The sequence below is a fragment of the Clostridium sp. SHJSY1 genome (assembly GCF_031626875.1).
Lineage (GTDB): Bacteria > Bacillota > Clostridia > Clostridiales > Clostridiaceae > Clostridium.
In genome coordinates this window covers 1-19,763 of record NZ_JANDMF010000028.1, presented here as the reverse complement: position 1 = coordinate 19,763, position 19,763 = coordinate 1, and the positions used below count along the sequence as shown (strand labels likewise).

Sequence of the window (19,763 nt, the reverse complement as noted above, 5' to 3'; positions counted from 1 at the left end):
CGATAATGCTTTGAGAAATGTTTTTATAATAGGTTCAAAAGGCATACCAGCTAAATATGGTGGGTTTGAAACCTTTGTTGAAAAGTTAACAGAAAATCAAATGAGTGAAGATATAAAGTATCATGTTTCTTGTTTGAGCAATGATGGAGAAAATGAGTTTGAACATAATGGGGCTAGATGCTTCGGCATAAAAGTCCCCAATATTGGTCCAGGAAAGGCTGTCTATTATGATATTTTGGCATTGGAAAGTTGCATTAAGTACATAGAAGAAAAAAAGATTAATAAAGCAATAATATACATACTTGCTTGTAGAATAGGACCTTTCATTAAAAAGTATAAAAAGAAAATGGATAAACTAGGAGTTTCTTTAATAGTTAATCCAGATGGGCATGAATGGAAAAGGGATAAGTGGAATTTTGCTATAAAAAAATATTGGAAATTATCTGAGGGGTTAATGGTCAAACATTCGGATTTATTAGTTTGTGATTCAAAGAATATAGAGAGATATATCAATGAAGAATATAGAGAATATTCTCCACAAACTACCTATATTTCATATGGTGCAGATAGGGAAATGTCAAAGTTAAGTGATAGTAGTGAAGAATTAATTAGCTGGTATGTTAAACATAGTTTAAAGAAGAAAAACTACTATCTTGTTGTTGGGAGATTTGTTCCTGAAAATAATTATGAAATTATGATAACTGAATTTATGAAATCTAAGACTAAAAAAGACCTGGTCTTAATAACTAATGTTGAAGAAAATAAATTCTATCAAGATCTTAAAAAAAGAACACAATTTCATAAAGATCCAAGAATAAAGTTTGTTGGAACTGTATATAATGCTGAACTTTTAAAAAAGATTAGGGAGAATGCATATGGGTATTTGCATGGTCATGAAGTTGGTGGCACTAATCCATCGTTATTAGAAGCTTTGGCTAATACGAGTCTAAATATATTGCTTGATGTGGGATTTAATAGAGAGGTAGCTGAATCAGGTGCTTTATATTTTAGTAAAGAGGATGGTTCTCTTTCTAATATATTAAATAATTTGGATAAAGAAGGCTACTACGATATTAATAAACTTGAAGGTACGGCTAAAAAGAGGATTGAAGATGATTATACTTGGACTCATATAGTTAAAATGTATGAGGATTTCTTCATTTCTTATAATATTTAAAGTTTGGAGTAAATAACTGCAATGAAAAAAAATATAAATATATTTGTTAATGAAAATGATAGGGAAATTAAATATGATAGTGTAGAAAGTATTTTAAAGGATGAAAGTTTACATAAACTAAGTGAATTAGCACTAAAAACCAGTAAAAATTGGTTTAAGGATGGGGAGGTTAGCTTAATTCAAAAGGATGGTGTAGACCTTGGTAGTTTATTACAGATAAAGAGTTTTTTCATAATAGAGAGATATCTTAAATTAAATGAAATGCTTGAAATCGTTATGTTAAATGATTGTGATATAAATTTATTGATTAAAGATATGAATGATTGGAATATTCTAAGTGTAATATCTAAAAGGTATGGCGAAGATTTAAATTTAAAAAAATGTTTCAGTGAATATAAATTAAATAATGCTAAGGGTATTGTTAAAGTATTGGGTTTAGAATATATAATGAAGTTTTTCACAGAGAAAGAGCCATCTGATAGTTTTAATAATACTGCAAATGTAATCATTCAAGAAATAAATAATAAATCCATGATTAGTATGATGGAAATTCTAGAGAATGAAATGAATTCTATAGAATTTACAACTATATGTTTTGGAAGTAATATGTATAAACTTGCAAATAATAAAAGTAAAACTGTAATTGGTAATAAATCATATCTTTTAGAAATCTCTAGGATAAATAAAAAATTAAAAATGGTTATGGGAAATGAAAAAATTGCTTCTCATTTTAATGATTTAATTCAAGGTGATGAATATAGCCTTAAATGGTTTGAAAATCATTTTATTAAGATTATGAGAAGTGAGCTTATAGGGTTAGAACTTTATAGAAAGTCATTAGAAGATTATTTTCAAGATAATAATGTGAAAAATATATTATTGCCTAGTGATTCTCATGCTATTTCTAGATTGGTGTGCCAAGTAGCAAAAAAATATAATATACTAACATATGTTTTGCAGCATGGGTCTATTGGAGAGCTTGCCTTTACCCCTATTTATGCAGATTATTTTTTAGCTTGGGGAAAACAGGCAGAGGATTATTTAGTAAGTAAAGGGGAATCTAAAGATAAGATTGTTATTGTAGGTAATGTTAAATATGAAGCTAATAAGTTTTATACGAATAGCTCTTCAAAACCTTTTAAAATGGAGAAAATTCTTTGGACAATTAATAATGTTGCAGATGATATAAATAGGAATTTATTTAATGTGTTAGAGGAAGTATTAGAAGAGAATGGAGAATCTACATTAATATTAAAATTGCATCCAGGAGAAAGTAATAAGGATTGGTTCTATGACTTGGTTAATCATTCTGATTATGCATCTAGAATCACCATATGTGATAGGACTTTTAATACATTAACTTTAATTGAGGAAAGTGATTTGGTTGTTATAACTCAATCTACAACTGGATTGGAATCTATGATGTTAAAAAGGCCAGTATGTTTATATAAAGATTCTAGAATACCTAATATAATACCATATGAAGAATTTGATTCTGTTATTAAATTTACTAATAAAGAGGATTTTTTGAATAATCTAAAGAGGACAGATTTTAATGAGTTATATAAGAACTCAGATAAGCTCTTAGAATCATATATGCAGCCATTTAAAAAAGATGAATTTGTTAAGTGGTTTAGGAAAAAACATTGAAGGGAAACACAATGAAGAAGAGTTTTATAAAAAGCACATTTATTTATACGGTGGTAAAGTATGCTGCTTTAATATTGGGATTTTTGAGAGAGTTAATTAATGCTAGACAGCTTGGACCTGAAACCTTTGGGGTTTTGGGCAATTTATTATTGATTTTAAGTTATTTTTTATATGCTAATTTTGGCACCATTTATGCCATGACCAAAGAGTGTTCTATCCTTGAAAAGAATAAAGAAAAGGTAAATAAAATTATTAATGGTACCTTTTCATTTTTAGTTATACTATCTGGATTATTTTTAATAGGGGGGATGGTATATTTAAATATTTATAAATATTCTCCAATGGGAGTATATATTTTTTTGGTCTGTTTGATTGCAATATTTGACCAGTTCAGGCTCTATTTCACTAACTATTTTAGAGTTAAGGATAACTTGAGACAAATTAACAATATAGAGCTAATTTATCATTCATTATCAGCTGTTTTAACAGTACTACTAATAAGTAAATGGGGAATTTATGGAGCTTTAATAGCATTATTAATTGCAGATATAGTAACCTTTATTAGTTGTGTTAAAAGAGTTGAAAATTTAAGGCTTGTAGCTGATAAAGAGGTATTTATTAGATTAATAAGTGTGGGAATACCATTATTAATCTATAATTTAGGTTTTTACATATTAACCACTATAGATAGGATGTTTATAATTAAATTTCTTAGCAAAGAGGAGCTAGGTTATTATACATTTGCAAGTCAGATTGCAAAAGCTACATTGATGTTTTTAAATTCAGTGTTATTTATATATTATCCAGAAGCATTAAGAAAATTGAATTTAGAAAATAATTTGAGTAAAGATTCTATTATAGATGAAATGAAAAAGTTAAATGGAATGTTAGAAATATTAGGTGTTTTATTAACTATAGCAGGAATGATATTAATAGTTCCATTTGTTAATTTATTAATGAAACAATATGTGCCAAGTATTGTGATTTATAGAATACTTGTTTTATCAGTAATTGCAAATCAATTATGCTATTTTGTTAGTGTATTTTTATTATCTAATAATTTGCAATTTAAACTTGTAAATTTGCAGGTGGTTACAAGTTTAATTGCAGTGGCAGTACAATATGCATTCATAGAATCAAAATTAGGGCTATTTGGAGTGTCCATAGGAACTCTTATAATAAATATTTTTTATTCTCTTTCTCAGTATTTTATATTGTGTAGGATACTAAAAATAGAAAATTATTTTAAATTTATTTACTCTTCAATAGGTAAGTATATAGTTTTTTGTGCAGGAAGTGTAATTATTTTTTCTAAAATACAAAGACTAGAATTAGTGGTCTTAGGAGTGCTTTTGATATTTTCATTCCTTTATATTAGAGAGGTTAAAAATTTATTCTTACAAATGAAAAATTTAAATAATAAAAGGAGAACTGGGCATGATAAATAATAAGAAAATACTAGCTATAATAACTGCAAGAGGTGGCTCTAAGGGTGTAAAGGGTAAAAATATAAAGAGTCTTAATGGAATACCTCTTATTGGGTATAGCATTAATGCATGTAAAGGCAGTAAATATATTGATAAAGTTATATTATCTTCTGATGATAAAGAAATAATAAAAGTAGCTGAAGAGGCTGGAGTTTCTGTGCCATTTGTAAGACCTAGTGAACTTGCAACAGATACAGCTACATCTGTAAGTGTGATTAAACACGCTGCTGGATTTATGGAGAGTAATGGAGAAAGTTATGATTATATAATTACAATTCAACCAACCTCGCCTTTTAGAACATCTAATCATTTAGATGGTGCAATAGAAGCGATAGCTAATGATGCTAATGCTGATTCATTGGTATCTATAACTGAAGTTGATTATAATCCATACTGGATGAAAGTGGTAAAAGGTGGATATATTGAATCATTTATGGAGGTAGATGAAAAGAAATTTACAAGACGTCAAGATTTACCTAAGGTATATAAGATGAATGGCTCTATATTTATTAGTAAAAGGGATCTAATCATGGAAGGAGAAAAAATTTTAGGAGAAAAAGTGGTGCCTTTTTTCATGTCTAGTAATGATTCTGTTGATATAGATAATGAAGAGGATTTTGCTTTAGCAGAGTTTTTAATGAGAAAGGAAATATAAATTATGATGCAAAAGATAAAAGTGGGAGAAAAATTAATAGGAAAAGGGGAAAGTACTTATATTGTTGCTGAACTTGGGGTTAATCATAATGGTGATATGAATATAGTTAGGAAACTTATAGATAAAGCAGCTGAAGCAGGGGTGGATGCTATTAAATTTCAAAAGTTTAAGACAGAAGCGCTGGTTACTAAAATGGCTCCAAAGGCGAAGTATCAGGAAGTTACAACTGATAAGTCAGAATCTCAATATGATATGTTAAAAAGATTAGAATTAAATGAATCTAATTTAAAAGAATTATATAGCTATGCAGTATCAAAAGGTATAGAGGCTTTTGCAACTCCTTTTGATGATGAAAGTGTGGACTTTTTATATGATTTAGGAATAAAGGCCTATAAGGTTGGCTCTGGGGATATAACTAATTTACCTATGCTTAAAAGAATTGCTAAGAAAAAGCTTCCAATAATACTTTCAGCAGGAATGTCCACTTTGGGAGAAATTGAGGATGCTCTTGATGCAATAAGAAGTGAAGGTAATGAAGAAATTGTATTGATGCATTGTACATCAAATTACCCAACTGATGAAGAACAAGTTAACTTAAGGGCTATGAATACTATGATGGATGCCTTTGGTGTTCCAACTGGATATTCAGATCATACCATGGGAACTGCAGTATCTATAGCAGCAGTGGCAAGAGGTGCAGTTATAATTGAAAAGCATTTTACTTTAGATAGAAGTTTACCAGGGCCAGACCATACAGCTTCTCTAGAGCCTGATGAATTAAAGCAGTTAGTAGATGGAATAAGAGCTGTAGAAAAAGCACTTGGGTCACCAATAAAGAAACCTAATGAATCAGAATTAGAAGTTAAAAGTGTTGCTCAAAAGAGTATTGTAGCACAAGTGGATATTAAAAAAGGTGAAGTTATAACAAGTGAAATGCTCACTATGAAAAGACCAGGTACAGGAATTAAACCTAAATATTTAGATTTTGTTGTAGGACGTACTGCTAAAGTTGATATAAAGGCAGATGAACTAATTGAATTAGATATGTTTTAGGGGTGAATTTATGAGAAGAATATGCGTTATAACTGGAACGAGAGCAAATTATGGAAGGTTAAAAACAGTAATGGATTCAATAATTAAGCATCCTAGCCTAGAGCTTAAGTTAATTGTAACAGGTATGCACTTGGTTGTTGAATGTGGCTATACTGTGAATGAAATAATAAATGATGGATATACAATTGATGCTAAAGTTGATATGAATATAAGCAATGATACTGGTGCTGGGATGTGCAAAGCTCTTGGACTTGGATTGATTGGACTAACACAAGCAATTGAATCTATTAATCCAGACATTATACTAATTTTAGGTGATAGAGATGAAGATTTGGCAGGGGCTATAATTGGAGCACATATGAATATACCAGTTGCTCATATCCATGGTGGTGAGGTTACAGGAACTATAGATGAAGCAATACGTCATGCAACAACTAAATTTTCTCATATCCATTTTGCAGCAACAGAAGGAAGCAAAGAGAGAATAATAAAGCTTGGAGAAGATAAAGATGTTGTGTTTAATGTTGGATCTCCAGGGTTAGATTCAATATTAAATAGGATATATATGAGCAAAGAAGAAGTGTTTAAAAAATTTGGACTTAATAAGGACAGAAAGTTAGTCATTGTGGCACAACATCCTGTTACTACACAAAGAGATGAAGCTAAAAATCAAATGGTAGAGACTATGGAAGCTATAAAAAGGTTAGGAGAGCAAACTATTCTTATTTATCCTAATTCAGATGCTGGAAGCAAGGAAATGATAGAAGTGGTGAAATCTTATAAAAACCTAGATTTTATGAGTACATATAAAAATATAAATTTTGAAGATTTCTTAAATCTATTAAAATATGCTGATGTTATGGTTGGTAATTCAAGTAGTGGAATAATGGAAGCACCATCTTATAAATTGCCAGTTATAAATATTGGAGAGAGACAAAAGGGCAGGGAACAATCTACAAATATAATTAATGTAAAATATGACAGGGAAATAATATATTCAAGTTTAATAAAAGCATTAACAGATAAGGAGTTTATAAGTAAAGTAAACAGCTGTGTTAATCCTTATGGAGATGGTAAAACAGGTGAAAGAATAGCTGATATTCTTAGTTCAATAAGTATCAACAAGGATCTTATTGAAAAGAGAATAACCTATTAAAAGGTAAGTATATGAAAAATATAATTATAATAGGAGCTGGAGGACAAGCACAAGCTGTAATTGATGCACTTGAATATTATCCTGAAAACAATGTTGTTGGATTATTAGACTCTAATAAGACTTTACATGGTAAATGTATAGGTGAGCATGTAGTTCTAGGTGATATATCTGAAGTTGTAGAACTAGCAAAAGAAAAGAAAATAGATAGTGCTTTTATTGCTATTGGAGATTCTAAGGTAAGAATACAATACTCTAAATTGATTGAAGAACTTAATCTTCATGTGGTTAATGCTATACATCCAAAATGCACCATATCTAAAAAAGCTGCTATTGGAAAAGGCGTGTTTATAGGAGCAGGAGCTGTTATTGGGCCTTATGTGCAGATTAGAGATTACTGCATAATTAATATTAATGCAATAATACCTCATTACAATAAGATAAGTAAATTTGCTAATATTGCACCAGGAGTATCAATGGGAGGCGGTTGTGAAATTGGATATTGCTCTTTTATTGGGATTGGAGCAGCTATTAAGCAATATGTGAATGTTGGAGATAATACAATAGTTGGAGCTGGAGCTGTTGTAATAAAGCATATTCCCAATAATGTTGTGTATGCTGGAGTTCCTGCTAAATATATTAAAGATAATTTTTGGGTATAGTAATGGTAGAGAATTTGGAGGTTAATAATGAGAGCAAAGATAGTGAAGAAAAAGAAGTTTATTTCACAAGAAGAAAAAATAATGTATTATCTTCTATCAGGTACTGTATTTTTTGATTTTATTAATGGCATTTTTACTAAATATCCGGTAGGTGAAGTGATTAGAATATCTTGTATATTAATTTCTTTATTATATATTTGGCAAAATAAAAAAGAAGAAATTAAGTTTATATTTATAATTATTATTTATTTTTTAGCAAACTCTTTAGTAACGTATACTATAACTTTAAATACCTTTGGGCTATCATTTGATTTGAAGATGGTATTGAAGGCAGTATACTATGTTGTAATATATAAAGGTATAAAAAGTTTGTATCATAAAGATAAAATAAGAGGACAAATATTAATAGAAACAATTTTAAATAATCTATATTACACTCCGTTACTTTTTATTTTTGCTTATGTGTTTGGATTAGGTAAAACTAGTTATGAGAATACTGGGGTTGGATTTAAAGGAACTTTCGTATCATTAAATTCAATAAATATTGCTATGATTATTTTATTTGTATTTGCTGTAAATGAATTTTCTATACGAAAAGAAAAGGTGAAATGGGCTCTGTTAGCTCTATATATCGCCATTACAATGATTCTTTTAGGTACAAAATCTAGTATGATTTTTACTGTTTTTGTGGTAGGAATGTACATTTTATTTAATATTAAAAAGGTTAAGGTGGGAGTGTTTCTTTATGTAACAGTGATGTTAGTATTAATAGGAACTTTAGTCTTATCTAAGGTAGATTTATCTATGGGGTATATTGATAAACTTCTATTTAGGCAAAAATATTTATTTGAAAATAGAGACCTTTTATCATTCTTACTAAGTGGAAGAAACTGGCTGTTTGAAATGGTACTAGAACATTTTAATGATAATATTAGTTTTTTTAGAGTTTTATTTGGATCTGGATATTTTAAAGTTCATAATCAGTTAGCTATGGATTTAAACATGCCATACAATGCTGTAAGGCCTATTGAGTTAGATTTGATAGATATATTTTTCAGCTATGGAGTTACTGGAATTCTATTAACATATGGATATTTTATTAAGAAATTTTCTATTGGATTAAAAAATATTTCACATCAAAAAATGCAACCTTATTTTGTATCTCTAATATGTTTTTTCATATTTAGCTTGCTTGGTGGGCATGTATTTCTTGAAGCTATTTCCTCTACATTCATGGGAATATGTTTTGGAGGATGGTATATTGAAAATGAAGAAATAAAAAAGAAAACTTAAAATGCTATTAAAGTGATATGGTTAATTAACCTATTGAAAACACTGAGTTTTCAATAGGTTTCTTTATTAATAATTAAGCCTATCATAAATTTTTTAAAAACCAATTGACTTATATTTTAATGATGTTATGATAGTCTTTAAATATATAATGTGAAGGAAGGTAAAAATGAAGTCAAATACAAAAGGAAATAATATGTCTAAGTTAACATTAGGCGGGATTTTAGTTACATTAGGGGTAGTTTATGGAGATATTGGAACCTCACCACTTTATGTAATGAAATCAGTTCTTCATGGTAATGACGGAATACAAAACGTATCTGAAAACTTTATTCTTGGAACGTTGTCCTTGGTTTTTTGGACAATAACTATTTTAACAACAATAAAATATGTCCTAATTACATTAAAAGCAGACAATAAAGGTGAAGGTGGAATATTTTCTCTTTTTACCTTAGTTCGTAGACGTGCCAAATGGCTGATTGTTCCTGCTATAATTGGTGGAGCAGCACTCTTAGCTGATGGAATGTTGACACCAGCCATGAGTATTACATCAGCAGTTGAAGGTTTAAAACTTATTCCAAGTTTTAATGCTGTTTTTGGTAACAATCAAAATAGTATTATTATAATTGTAATAGTAATAATAAGTATATTATTTTTTATTCAACATTTTGGAACAGACTTTATTGGAAAGTTATTTGGACCAGTTATGTGTATTTGGTTTTTAACTTTAGCTGTGTTTGGAATAATTAATATGTCTCAAGATTGGACATTATTACGTGCACTATCTCCACACTATGCAATTCAAACTCTTTTTAGTAGTGATAATAAGGCCGGATTCTTTATTTTAGGTAGTATATTCTTATCCTCAACAGGTGCAGAAGCACTTTATTCAGATCTTGGACATGTAGGAAGAAAGAATATTTATGGCTCTTGGCCATTTGTTAAGGTATGTTTATTACTAAATTATTTTGGACAAGGTGCCTGGATATTAGCAGCAAAGAATAATTCTATATATTTCAATGTAGAAGATTTAAATCCATTCTTTCAAATGGTTCCACAAGGACTTTTGATTTATTCTGTAATAATTTCAACATTAGCTGCAATTATAGCCTCACAAGCTCTACTATCAGGTGCATTTACACTTGTTTCAGAGGCAATTAAATTAAATTTATTTCCTAAGTTACATATAATGTATCCATCAAGTTCTAAAGGTCAACTATATATACCAGCAATAAATAAGATTTTATGGATAGTTTGTGTTGGAATTGTTATATACTTTAAAAACTCTGAGCATATGGAAGCAGCTTATGGATTGGCGATTACAGTTACAATGTTAATGACAACTATTTTGTTATTTAATTATCTATTAAAACAAAAAACACCACTTTGGGGTGCTGTAGCTGTACTTATTTTCTTTGGTGCCTTTGAAATCTCTTTCTTCATTGCAAATGTAGTTAAATTTATGCATGGAGGGTTTGTAGCAGTTTTAATAGCTTTAGTTATTTTAGCTGTTATGTATATTTGGATTAAAGGATACTATATAAAAATGCGTTTATTGGAAAATGTTCCAATTGAAGATTATAAGGATCAACTAGAACAATTACATGAGGATAAAGATAGAACTAAATATGCAACGAATCTTGTATATTTAACTTGTTGCAAGAAACGTAAGCATGTTGAAAGAAAAGTAATGTATTCTATATTAGATAAAAGACCAAAGAAAGCAGATGTTTATTGGTTTGTTAATGTAGAGGTTACAGACGAGCCTTACTTAGCTGAATACAGAGTAGATACAATGGGGACATCACATATTGTAAAAGTTCAATTAAGACTTGGATTTAGAGTAGAACAAAAACTAAATGTTTTCCTACGTCAAATCTCAACTGAACTAGTTAAAAGTGGAGAAATAAAACTTCAATCAAGAACATACACAACTATACCTGATAGAATAGTTGGGGATTTCCGTTTTGTTTTAATTCATGAACATCTTTCTTGTGAATCAGAATTAAATACATGGGAAGCACTCATACTTAGAGCTAAGCTATTTATAAAGTGGTTTACTGTAACTCCAGAGAAATGGTTTGGGCTTGAAACTAGTGATGTTTATGTTGAAGAGGTACCATTATTTACAGGACATTCTAATCGTACTAATTTAAAGAGAATTAAGTAATTTTTAAATAAATATTAAATTATATAAAAATCCAACAGAGAGTTTAAGACTCACTGTTGGATTTTTTTGTGATAAATAATAAATTTGTTAATTAAATGTATTAGGTTAAAATAAATGTATTGATAACCAATAAAATACATGATACAATCTGCATGTATTTACAATATAATGAATAAATGGGGTGAATTCGACAAAATGTGAATTTTTATGAACAAAGGAAAGCATAAACTAAAAAACGGAGGAAAATAAGTGGGAAAAACTAAAAACTTTACAACAATTAGGTTTGTATCGGTTTGCATGCTTATAGCTTTTATGGTTAATGTAATACCAGCAAACATAGTACAAGCGTCGATTTTATTGAAAACTGAAAAAAATATTAAACTAAAATTTGATTCAGGAAATGTATTGCATTATGATGGAAAAAGTGATGAGAATACTGGCAAAGAGGAAAATTCCTCAGAGAAAGTAGTTGAAAAAAATCAACCAGTTAATGATGTTGATACAAATAGTAAAAAAGAAACAGAAGTTATAAAACAAGAAGTTTCAAAAGAGCCTAAAAAGGAAAGTGTAGAAAGTAAGAATACTGTAAATACAAAACAAATTGAAAGCAAAGAACAAAATCAAAAAACTTCAGTAAAAGAAAAAAATGAGATTTTAAATAGTAAAGATAAAAATCTTACTGAAGAAAAGAATAAGACTTCAGAGGAAAAGGACAAAAAAGTAGTTGAAAACTTTGATATGTTTGATACAGCTATAGTAGGACTTTTAGGGGAAGAAAATACTAAACTTACTCAAGAAAATATATTAAAAGTAAAAACTAAAATTCCAAATGGTAAAGGAATATGGATAGTAGAAAAAGATAGAGAGTCTGTTTTAAATCTAATTAACCAAATTGCTGATAAAGAATACTACATAGATGAAAGTGGATTTTTAAGATCTAAAGAGACTATTAAAAATGTAGGGTCTAAGTCATATTCAGAAGTTTTAGATGGACTTATAAACAGCGATAAGAAGTTGATTGTAGGTAGAAGTGCTGGATGGTATGAATACGATGTAGAATCGCAAAAAGCAGTTAATAAAACTTTTGATAATAATAGAAATGTAATTTCCATAGGAGAAACTACAACTGACAAACTAGTAATACTAGATGATAATAATCAAAATAATGAAATGTCACTAATTTTAATTAATGAACTTGTTCGTGTGTTAAGAGGAAAAAATACTGAATCTATAAAGGAAAAAGTTACAGAAGAAATAAAAAGAGATAGTGTAGACACTAAAGCTAGCACAACTGCAAAAAAAGAAGAGACTAGCACTAAAGATCAAAATCCTATAGGTGCAGATACTAGTGAAGAAAAACATGAAGCTGTAGATAATAAAGATAAAGATATAGTTAAAAATTTTGATATGCTTGACACAGCTATAGTAGGACTTTTAGGAGAAAAAAATAAAGAACTTACCTATGAAAATATATTAAAGGTAAAAAATAAAATCCCAGAAGGAAGTGGAGTCTGGGTAAAAGAAGAAAATAGAGAGTATGTTTTAAAACTTATTAACCAGATTGCGGATAAAGAGTATTACATAAATGAAAATGGATTTTTAAAATCAAAAGAAATAGCTAAAAATTCAGGTTCAAAAGCCACTTCAGAGATTATTGATAGTCTTATAAATAGTGATAAGATGCTTATAATAGGCAGAAGTGATGGATGGGATGAATATGATACACAATCACAAAAAGTAATTCATAAAACTTTTAGTGATACAAATAAAGGTGTTACTATTGGAGGAAAAGCCACAGATCAATTAGTAATTTTAAGTGATAGTGATAATGAGAATTCTAATAGTGAAATGTCAATAGTTCTTATTCATGAGCTTATACATGGATTAAGGGGACAGCAAGGAAATAAAGAAAGATTAGAAGAAGAATTATATGCAGGAAAATTAGAAAATGAAATTAGAAAAGAATTAAATCTAGAATTAAGAGATTTAGCAGATATAGAAGAAGCATATAACAAAAATAAAGATTCGTATTATGATGATTATAAGGAGAAGCCTTTTGAATATTCAGCAGGAACCTATGCAACTGTAAAATTGCAAGATCCATCAAGTAGTTTGAATTTTAGAAGTGGTCCATCCACTGATTCAGGGATAATAGGGAGTTTACCACATGGAGCTTCAGTAAAGATATTAGGGCAAAGTGGTGACTGGTATAATGTAGAATATAATGGATTATCAGGGTATGTAAGAGGAGATTATCTAATTCAAGGAACTGCTTCAGGAGCTACCTCAGGAACAGTAAAATTACAAGACATATCAAGTAGTGTAAATATAAGGAGTGGAGCTTCAACAGATACAAGTGTAGTAGGAAGTTTAACTCATGGAACAGTAGTACAAATACTTGGAACAGAAGGTAATTGGTATAGAATAAGTTATAATGGTGTTGTAGGATATGTAAGAGGAGACTTTATTGTAGCTGGAGCATCATCAAGTTCTGCAAGCGGAGCAGGAACAATAAAATTACAAGATCCATCAAGTAGTGTAAATGTAAGAAGTGGAGCTTCAACAGATACAAGTGTAATAGGAAGCTTAACTCATGGAGCACAAGTACAAATATTAGGAACAGAAAATAATTGGTACAAGATAAGTTACAATGGTGGAGTAGGATATGTAAGAAATGATTTTGTAGTAGCTGGTGGTTCAACAGGAAGTGCAAGCGGAACAGGAACAATAAAATTACAAGATCCATCAAGTAGTGTAAATGTAAGAAATGGTGCATCAACAAGTACAAGCGTAATAGGAAGCTTAACTAATGGTGCAGTAGTACAAATATTAGGAACAGAAAGTAATTGGTACAAAATAAGCTATAATGGGTCAGTAGGATATGTAAGAAATGATTTTGTAGTAGCTGGTGGTTCAACAGGAAGTGCAAGCGGAACAGGAACAATAAAATTACAAGATCCATCAAGTAGTGTAAATGTAAGAAATGGTGCATCAACAAGTACAAGCGTAATAGGAAGCTTAACTAATGGTGCAGTAGTACAAATATTAGGAACAGAAAGTAACTGGTACAAAATAAGCTATAATGGTGGAGTAGGGTATGTAAGAAATGATTTTATAGTAGCTGGTGGTTCAATAGGAAGCGCAAGTGGAACAGGAACAATAAGACTACAAGACCCATCAAGTAGTTTGAATTTTAGAAGCGGACCTTCAACAAGTACAAGCGTAATAGGAAGCTTAAGACATGGAACAGTAGTACAAATATTAGGAACAGAAAGTAACTGGTACAAGATAAGCTACAATGGACAAATAGGATATGTAAGAAATGACTTTTTAGTACCTGGAGGTTCAACTACAATTGACTCTCAGGGTGGGATGTATGGAGCTTCAGTAAAAGATGGCTCTATAAGATATTATTCTCAAGATGACCCTAGATATGGAAATGTGATGTATAGCAATCATGGTGATGCAACTCAAACTATAGCAGCATCAGCTTGTGGTCCGGCTGCATTTTCAATAGTTGTGTCAACATTAAATAATATTGATGTTCCACCAACTGAAATGTGTTCATATGCATTAGCAAAAGGATTTAGAACATATAATAGTGGAACAAATTCAGGATTATTTAGTGCAGCAGCATCTGATCCTTCAAATACAAGATATAATTTAAATACTCAGTATGTAAGTGGAACAAGTGGAGCAAAATCATTATTGTCAGATGGATCACATTTAGTTATAGTAAGTATGGCCCCAGGTCATGTTACAAGACAAGGACATTATATAGTTCTTGCAGGATGGACAACAATAAATGGTAAAGTATATTTTAAAGTGTATGATCCTCATAGATGGAATGAATATTATATATATGATGGAGAAATAATTGATGATGTAAAAGATGATGGCTTTATATTGCTAAGTGAAACAGCAATAAGAAATGAAGCAAATGCATTTTTTGGATTTTCAAATAAGAATAATAGTAAGATAGACAATGGTCAAGGATCTTCAACAGGAGGCAGTACTTCATCTGGAAGTAATCCTTCAAACCCAGGAACATCAGTAAGTGATTCAACAATTTTAAGAATGGGAAGTAAAGGAGAAGAAGTAAAAAGACTTCAAAATTTATTAATTTCTAAAGGCTATAGTTGTGGTCCATATGGTGCTGATGGGGACTTTGGACAAGGCACTTATGATGCTGTTGTTGCTTTCCAAAAAGCTAATAGTTTAGAACAGGATGGTGTTGTTGGAACTGATACGTGGGCAGCTTTAAATGGCTCATCAGGGTCAGGAAGTTCAGGAGGAAGTAACAATAATCAAGGAACTAGTACAGGTAATCAGGAGTCAGATAATTCAAAGGATGAAACATCATTTTTTCAAGAATTTATAGATGCATATAAAAAACATCAAACTTCAGGGAATATTTTATATGATGAAATAAATTTTTGGACATTGGGTACACTTGATTCATTTAAAGCAGTATCAGAAACAAAGCCATTTACTTTGGAGAATTTAAAGGCAAATTTCAAACTGTTTCTGAATACAGCACCATTTATAATCCCAGCAGGGAAAACTATTGATAGTTTTGTTAGTGGAGCTACAAAATATGTAGGAAGCTTATTTGCAAAAAAAGTTGGATGTACTGAAACTACTGTAGCTATTGATGAAGCAGCTGCAAGTATTGTTAAAGGAGCAACAGCAGAAGTTATCTCAATTGGGAAAATAGAGCATGTTCTAAAAGATCATACATTTGGTAGAATGAATGCTACAATCGGTAAGATGATGGAAAAGGGGTTGAAGGAATCAGCTGAAAACTTATTGAGCCAAAAAACATTTTTTAATCCAAGTTGGTCAGAAGAGAAAGTGATTGATGCAACTAATCAAGCATATAAAAAGGTATTGTCACAAGGATTTACTAATGGCGAACATATAGTTAAAGTTTTTGATGAAAATATTACAGTTTACTTAGAAAATGGAGTGTTTCATTCAGCATATGGTGATTTTAAATTAACTTTAGCAGATTTTGGATTTTAGGAGGAGTTAGATGTTTTTAATAAATTATGAAATTCTTGAGGAAGAAAAGAAGAGAATTTCAAATTTAAATAATATAGTGGAATTTGAATCAGATGTGAATACTGTTATGGGGCAAATTGAGTTGATATTCAACAACACGAAAGAGGGGTTTGTTGATAAGGATATACCCTTTAGTGGGGAATTTTTAATTACATGGTTTAAGAGATTAAATGATGCTTTAAGCCAATTGAAAGCAAGTTCATTTGTTACAATAAAAATACCTGATAGTGATAGAATATGGTTTGAATTTAAGTTAGTTAATGAAGAAGTATTAATTAGTAAAGTTAGAGCAGAAAAGGAAATTCATATTGAGAAATTTATATTGAACTTGCCTAAGAGTAGAAGTGAAATTTTTTGGTGTGAGAGTATTTCTAAAGATGAATTATATAATACAATTCTTTGTACTACAAATAATTTCATGAAAGATATTTGGGCAATAAATCAATTAATTGTTGAATCAAAAGAATTTAAGGAGCTTAAGGATAAATATATTAAAGCAAAGAATTATTAGATGAAATGAGAAATAAGGCTAACGTTGTGATGTTAGCCTTTTTTTCTATAGAATAAAATTTCAAATTTCTGTTGGTGACCAACAATTTATGATATGGTTATGGAAAGGTGATTACCTTAATATTGGAGCAGGTGCAGAAGTAGGAATTTATTATGGTGGGGGACCACATTGGCTTACTGGAGTAGATTATGCAATGCCGATGACTTTAGCTTTGTATGATAATGAAGGAAATGAGATTTTTAATTGGAAACCTGGAGAGGATAATTGGTGGTGCACTGGATTTAATCCTAACTATCAGAAGGCGAAAGCAGAAAATCTTAATGTATATGGAAGTATAGACTTTTCAGGACGTTTGGATATTTGGAATTCATTTTATGAAGAGAATAATGGCAAATCTATGCGGATATTTGATCCTATAAATTATATTGCGAAATTTAAATGGTGAAGTTGATAAGAATTAAGTATAGATTATATTGAAAGTTATTTTTAATATGATAATATTTTATATTGAGGTAGTAAAAATCTAATTTGAGGAGAAAACTATGAATATAAAGAGATTAATATTATATTTAGTTGTTGTATAAATTTCAGTATCATTATTGTCCTGTGGTTCTTTTGGAAAAAGAGGTACAAGATATGATAGTAGGGATGATAGAACAATTTCAGAAATGCGTTTACAAAAAATAATAGAATATTTAGAAAGTCAGAATAAGGAAAGGCTTAGAAATTTATTTTCACCTAATGCATTGAAAGAGGCAAAAGATATTGATGGTGATATTGATTATATAATGAATTTTTACAAAGGGAAGTTTATTTCAAAAGAAGGTTCTTTGGAAAGTTCAGATTCAAAGAATGAAGGTGTAATAAAAAGTGAATTAAAAGGTTTTTATAGAGTTACAACAGATAAGGACAAGTATATAGTATTTTTTATTGATCAGCTAAGTGATACTGAAAATCAAGATAATGTTGGACTTTACATGTTACAGATTATTAAGCTAGAAGATAGAGAAAAATATTTTGATTTTGGAGAAAAGACAAAGTGCCCTGGTATTTATAGACTAGATGCTAACAAGTAGTATATTGAGTATGTTTATCTAGAAAATAAAAAGGTAGTGGTAGTAATAAGTAAGATTATTGCTGCCACTATTTTTGCTAACATAGCTATTTCTTTTACTAATAAGTATTACTACATTTGGAAGCAGTACATAAAATATAGGGACATTGGGAAGTTTATCAGTAAATAATTCAACTTTAAGAATGGGAAGTCAGGGAGAAGAAGTAAAAAAACTTCAAAACTTATTAATTTCTAAGGGCTATAGTTGTGGTCCATATGGTGCTGATGGGGACTTTGGACAAGGAACGTATGATGCTGTTGTTGCCTTAAAGCAGTATCAGAAACAAAGCCATTTACCTTGGAGAATTTAAAGGCAAATTTTAAACTGTTTTTGAATACGGCACAATTTATAATTCCAGCAGGAAAAACTATTGATAGTTTTGTTAGTGGAGCTACAAAATATGTAGGAAGCTTATTTGCAAAAAAAGTTGGATGTACTGAAACTACTGTAGCTATTGATGAAGCAACTGCAAGTATTATTAATGGGGTAAGAGAAGCTAAGTAACATTGTTAATAAAACACGAACTCAAGAACTTATGAGTATAAAATGCCAGAGTTAATTGGCAATGCTAGGGAGAAGTTATTACAGAGGATACAGGATGGAAATTTAAAAAGTGTTGTAAATGAATTATATAGACCAGATACTACTATAGGTGATGGTGGAACAGCAGCATTGGCTGATGAATTTAGCAAAGGTATTGCCAAACATTTGCAAAAGGCACAGGAAAGAGTGATTCAATTGAAAAAGATTATAAATAGTAATGAGTTGGGGTTAAATGATTTAGATATTGCAGAGAGTTTACTAGAAGACTTAGAAGATGCAATAAAACTATTTAGATAGGCGGGGCGTAATATATGAGCAAAGAATCAGAAGAATTTTTTAGAATGATGTTAGATTTTTTACCTGAAAGGAAGGATGACTATAGAAAATTTATAGAGGCGTATGGAATATTATTAGAAATTGTTGTAGTAGAAGATATTTTTATGCCAGATATTATCCATTTAATAAAAGAAAATAAGAAAACCAAGTTATTAGAGAATATATTTAACTACTTTGAAAGGGTATCCAATTGTACAGATGAGCATTTAATAAATATTTTTTCAATCACTGTGTTGGAGATATTAGGTAATGATAAACAAGTTCTAAAGATTGCTAAAGAGTATATGGAAAAAAAAACTACACAACTTCAAATTGAGGCTGATAGAAGTTTAGGTAGAAAGTAAGTTGATTTCCACAATATAGCAAAATATTAGTTTAGCTAATACAGGAACTAGAGATAATTCTCTAGTTCCTTAAGTTTGGGTTCTAATTGTTTAAAGACTGTATAATACTAAATTATGATTTAGTATTATACAAAGGAATTTTAAAATTTTTTTGAGAAATATTACACCCAAAGGAAATTAAAACTATCCCCCCTAAAATGGTCAAATATTCAGAGTGGAAAGAGGAAAGTATAAATTTAGATGAATTTAGAAGTGAAATAGTAAACAAGGTGTTAATGTACATTGATGAGCTCGTAAAAATAAATCCTAGTTTAATGATTAGTAAGGAATTAAAAAAACTTAAGTGTAGTATTGATGTAATAAAAAGAACCTTCAAAAATTGAGATGATTTATTTTGAAACTATTCTCATCTGATTTATTTAAAATTTTCATACTATAGTTGAGAATTTTTAGATACAAATTTTTACAGTATATATTTATAATATACTTTAAGCAATTTTCATGGTTTTTAAAACATTTTCAATAGGAATATTATTTTTAGCGCATTCATAAA

General features: G+C 29.6%; 18 protein-coding genes. All 18 read left to right on the top strand.

What is annotated here, in order from left to right; genetic code table 11:
* Window positions 1-10 precede the first annotated feature (10 nt).
* The 18 genes from cps2T to NNC19_RS13155 all read left to right on the top strand — a co-directional run bounded on the left by cps2T (window position 11) and on the right by NNC19_RS13155 (window position 19,593).
* The gene (gene cps2T, locus NNC19_RS13240; RefSeq protein ID WP_310939141.1) at window positions 11-1,177 is read left to right on the top strand and encodes a beta 1-4 rhamnosyltransferase Cps2T; all 1,167 of its coding nucleotides are present in this window, start codon (window positions 11-13) and stop codon (window positions 1,175-1,177) included.
* A 21-nt stretch (window positions 1,178-1,198) separates the two neighbouring features.
* Window positions 1,199-2,827, top strand: a complete 1,629-nt coding sequence (locus NNC19_RS13235) for a hypothetical protein (protein ID WP_310939140.1) — start codon at window positions 1,199-1,201, stop codon at window positions 2,825-2,827.
* Between the two features lie 11 nt (window positions 2,828-2,838).
* Entirely contained in the window at window positions 2,839-4,275 is a 1,437-nt protein-coding gene (locus tag NNC19_RS13230) for an oligosaccharide flippase family protein (RefSeq protein WP_310939139.1), read from the top strand.
* A complete protein-coding gene (locus NNC19_RS13225; RefSeq protein ID WP_310939138.1) occupies window positions 4,265-4,969 on the top strand; it encodes an acylneuraminate cytidylyltransferase family protein in 705 nt (234 codons plus the stop codon). Before NNC19_RS13230 ends, NNC19_RS13225 begins: the two co-directional genes overlap by 11 nt.
* Window positions 4,970-4,972: 3 nt before the next feature.
* Window positions 4,973-6,022, top strand: a complete 1,050-nt coding sequence (neuB, locus tag NNC19_RS13220) for an N-acetylneuraminate synthase (protein WP_310939137.1) — start codon at window positions 4,973-4,975, stop codon at window positions 6,020-6,022.
* Between the two features lie 10 nt (window positions 6,023-6,032).
* Entirely contained in the window at window positions 6,033-7,178 is a 1,146-nt protein-coding gene (gene neuC / locus NNC19_RS13215; RefSeq protein ID WP_310939136.1) for a UDP-N-acetylglucosamine 2-epimerase, read from the top strand.
* Window positions 7,179-7,189: 11 nt separating this feature from the next.
* A complete protein-coding gene (locus NNC19_RS13210; RefSeq protein WP_310939135.1) occupies window positions 7,190-7,837 on the top strand; it encodes an acetyltransferase in 648 nt (215 codons plus the stop codon).
* Window positions 7,838-7,864: 27 nt separating this feature from the next.
* Window positions 7,865-9,130, top strand: a complete 1,266-nt coding sequence (locus NNC19_RS13205) for an O-antigen ligase family protein (RefSeq protein ID WP_310939134.1) — start codon at window positions 7,865-7,867, stop codon at window positions 9,128-9,130.
* A 166-nt stretch (window positions 9,131-9,296) separates the two neighbouring features.
* Entirely contained in the window at window positions 9,297-11,297 is a 2,001-nt protein-coding gene (locus NNC19_RS13200) for a KUP/HAK/KT family potassium transporter (protein WP_310939133.1), read from the top strand.
* A gap of 249 nt (window positions 11,298-11,546) precedes the next feature.
* On the top strand, window positions 11,547-16,322 hold the full coding sequence (locus NNC19_RS13195; protein ID WP_310939132.1) for an SH3 domain-containing protein: 4,776 nt from the start codon (window positions 11,547-11,549) through the stop codon (window positions 16,320-16,322).
* 10 nt (window positions 16,323-16,332) lie between these two features.
* Window positions 16,333-16,872 (top strand): hypothetical protein, encoded by a 540-nt coding sequence (locus tag NNC19_RS13190; RefSeq protein ID WP_310939131.1) that lies wholly within the window; start codon window positions 16,333-16,335, stop codon window positions 16,870-16,872.
* Window positions 16,873-16,924: 52 nt separating this feature from the next.
* Window positions 16,925-17,317: a DUF4474 domain-containing protein gene (locus NNC19_RS13185; RefSeq protein ID WP_310939187.1), complete on the top strand. Its 393-nt coding sequence runs from the start codon at window positions 16,925-16,927 to the stop codon at window positions 17,315-17,317.
* Window positions 17,318-17,540: 223 nt separating this feature from the next.
* Window positions 17,541-17,948 (top strand): DUF5104 domain-containing protein, encoded by a 408-nt coding sequence (locus NNC19_RS13180; RefSeq protein ID WP_310939130.1) that lies wholly within the window; start codon window positions 17,541-17,543, stop codon window positions 17,946-17,948.
* A 145-nt stretch (window positions 17,949-18,093) separates the two neighbouring features.
* Window positions 18,094-18,297 carry a peptidoglycan-binding domain-containing protein gene (locus NNC19_RS13175; RefSeq protein ID WP_310939129.1) on the top strand — a complete coding sequence of 68 codons (204 nt, stop codon included), beginning with the start codon at window positions 18,094-18,096 and terminating at the stop codon, window positions 18,295-18,297.
* Between the two features lie 20 nt (window positions 18,298-18,317).
* On the top strand, window positions 18,318-18,491 hold the full coding sequence (locus NNC19_RS13170; RefSeq protein ID WP_310939128.1) for a hypothetical protein: 174 nt from the start codon (window positions 18,318-18,320) through the stop codon (window positions 18,489-18,491).
* A 42-nt stretch (window positions 18,492-18,533) separates the two neighbouring features.
* The gene (locus NNC19_RS13165) at window positions 18,534-18,827 is read left to right on the top strand and encodes a hypothetical protein (RefSeq protein WP_310939127.1); all 294 of its coding nucleotides are present in this window, start codon (window positions 18,534-18,536) and stop codon (window positions 18,825-18,827) included.
* A gap of 14 nt (window positions 18,828-18,841) precedes the next feature.
* Window positions 18,842-19,210 (top strand): resolvase, encoded by a 369-nt coding sequence (locus NNC19_RS13160; protein WP_310939126.1) that lies wholly within the window; start codon window positions 18,842-18,844, stop codon window positions 19,208-19,210.
* Window positions 19,211-19,407: 197 nt separating this feature from the next.
* A complete protein-coding gene (locus tag NNC19_RS13155) occupies window positions 19,408-19,593 on the top strand; it encodes a hypothetical protein (RefSeq protein WP_310939125.1) in 186 nt (61 codons plus the stop codon).
* Window positions 19,594-19,763: the final 170 nt, after the last annotated feature.